1 protein-coding gene is annotated in these 2,385 nt (G+C 66.9%); it reads right to left on the reverse strand.

Going from position 1 to position 2,385, the window contains the following annotated elements; all coding sequences use genetic code 11:
- Positions 1-55: 55 nt before the first annotated feature.
- On the reverse strand, positions 56-1,618 hold the full coding sequence (locus tag JMF90_RS33595; protein ID WP_011545116.1) for a glycosyltransferase family 2 protein: 1,563 nt from the start codon (positions 1,616-1,618) through the stop codon (positions 56-58).
- Positions 1,619-2,385 lie beyond the last annotated feature (767 nt).

Genomic DNA, 2,385 nt, shown 5'->3' on the forward strand with positions numbered 1-2,385 from the left:
AACGGCAGGCGAGTACGCTGGCCACCGGCACCATCACATTGAAGGTCGTCATCGCTCATCGCTCCGGTTTCAACTGCCGGCGAAAACGCTCGGTCTTGTCCCATTTCAGTTCGCGGCGAAACGCGGCGTCGAGCGCGAGCCCCCAGAGCGCGGAGACGACCGCCGCGATCGTCACGCAAAAGCCGACGACGTTGACCGGCACGAGCCGCAGGCGCGTCGCGCGGCCGTCGAGCCGCGCGGCGACGACGATCTCGAAGAACACGCCGAAGTTGCCGAAGGTGCTGAACGAGAACAGCGCGAACAGCGACAGGAGCAGGCCGAGCGCGGTCGAGTTGACGCCGTTGAACAGGTAGAGCGCGAGCGCGGCGCTCCACGCGATCGCGAGCAGCGCCGGCATCGTGAATACGCCGAGCAGCAGTGCGCCGTCGAGCCGGCAGCGCCGCGAGATCAGCGGATTGCGCAGCACCGGCACCAGATAGCGCAGCATCGTCTGGTTGTGGCCCTTCGCCCAGCGGGTCAGTTGCCGGGCGCGGACGGCCCAGCGCTCCGGCACTTCCTCATAACATTCGGCGTGGTTCAGATAGACCGTGCGCCAGTCGCTCAGCAGCAGGCGGTAGGTCATGTCGGTATCTTCGGCGAGCGTGTCGTCGCACCAGCCGCCCACGGCGTCGAGCGCACCCTTGCGGATGCCGCCGACCGTGCCGCCGTACTGCGGCACCAGGTCGAGATTGTTGCGGGCTTGCTGGTTGACCTGATAGCCGCCCGCGCGCTCGAGATCGAGCAGCCGCGCGAGCAGGTTGCTGTCGGCGTTCTGCGGCACGACACGGCCCATCACCGCGCCGACTTCCGGATCGAAGAACGGCGCGACGAGTTCCTTCAGCAGCCCCGGTCGAGGCAGGTAGTCGGCGTCGAATACCACCATGATGTCGCCGCGGATGAACCGCAGCGCATCCTTCAGCGCGGCTGCCTTGCCCGGCTTGCCGGTTTCGCGGTGAAACGGCTGGATCAGCTCGGGCGCGAGTGCCCGGACCTCGTCGATCAACGCGCGCGTGTTGTCGGTCGAGCGGTCGTTGACCGGGATGATCGTGAGCCGGTCGCGCGGGTAGGTCGTGGCCAGCAGCGCCATCAGGCAATCGACGATGACCGTTTCCTCGTTGTGGGCGGCGACGAATACCGTGAGCCGCGGCCAATCGCCGTGGGTCATCGTCCGGTAAGGCGCGTGCTGCGGCTTGAACAGGCGATCGAGGCTGAATACGTAATGCCGCGCGGCATACGCGCACGTCAGCAGCGTGAACAGCCACAGGTACGCCACGCACGGCATCAGCAGCAGCTCGGGATCGAACGTGATGCCCGCCGTGGTGGCGGGCGGCGGTTCGAGCGACGCGTCCGTGTCGGTCGCGGCCTGTGCGGCGAGCGAAAGCGTCACGCTGTCGAGCGCGGTGCGCTCCATCGCGATCGCGAGGTTCGCGGCAGTCGTGATGTTGGCGGCGGGCACGCTGAAGCGGGCCGGTTCGGCGATCGCCCGCGATCCGGTGTCGCGCACGACCAGCGAGCAGGCCAGCACGATCAGCAGCAGGATGCCTTGCTCGCAGAGTGACGCCGCCCGCGTTTTCGTCATGTCCTGGTCCCCGTGCCCGCGACGACGACCGATGAGAGCTGAAGGCGCTCCGTGGATCGCGCGGATGTCAATGGAAGGCGGTGACGCGTTCGTCGCACAGGGGCGGTTGTCGGTTGCCCCGGACGGACGCGTTGCCTCCCGGCTTCGTTGCTTTGGCGTTCCCGTCGGTTTGCTGCCGTGCGAGTGCTTCGGGACGCACCTGTCTGACATTAAGCAAGGCGTGCGCCATCTGCCGGCATGCCCCGCGCGACAAGGGGGCGAGCGCCGCAGGCGAACGCGGAAGGCGCGCGGGCGGCGTGTTTTGATTCACTGACGAATCAGCGTGCGCGCGCCGCATTCGACTCCGCAGGGGCGATCGCATGCATTCGAACATGTCGCGCGGCGACCGGGGCGGTCCGACTTGTCGTGCCGCATTGTCGGCGCAGCCTGGCATGGCTGACCGTCGTGTGTCGTGCGTCGTGTGCGAGACGGTCCGGCGCGCTGAACGAACGCCGTTTTCACATGAGACGAATGGACCGGACTCCGATGTATTTGCCGGTTTGGGCGTGGCGTTACACATTCGCAACATTTCCCGCGCACCGATTCGTGTGAGGCAAGCACCGTCGTGTGCGTGGGAAATCCGGTGCGCGCGAGGGTGGACGACGGTCGCGTGCGCGCTGCACGCTGCACAGACGAAAGCGTCGAATCGAGGCGACGCAACGCGCGTCGAAAGATGCATGCGATTCGCCGCGTCACGCGCGCTCGACATGCATGCACGATTCATCGGA

This window comes from Burkholderia sp. E168m23, from assembly GCF_016586125.1.
GTDB lineage: Bacteria > Pseudomonadota > Gammaproteobacteria > Burkholderiales > Burkholderiaceae > Burkholderia > Burkholderia orbicola.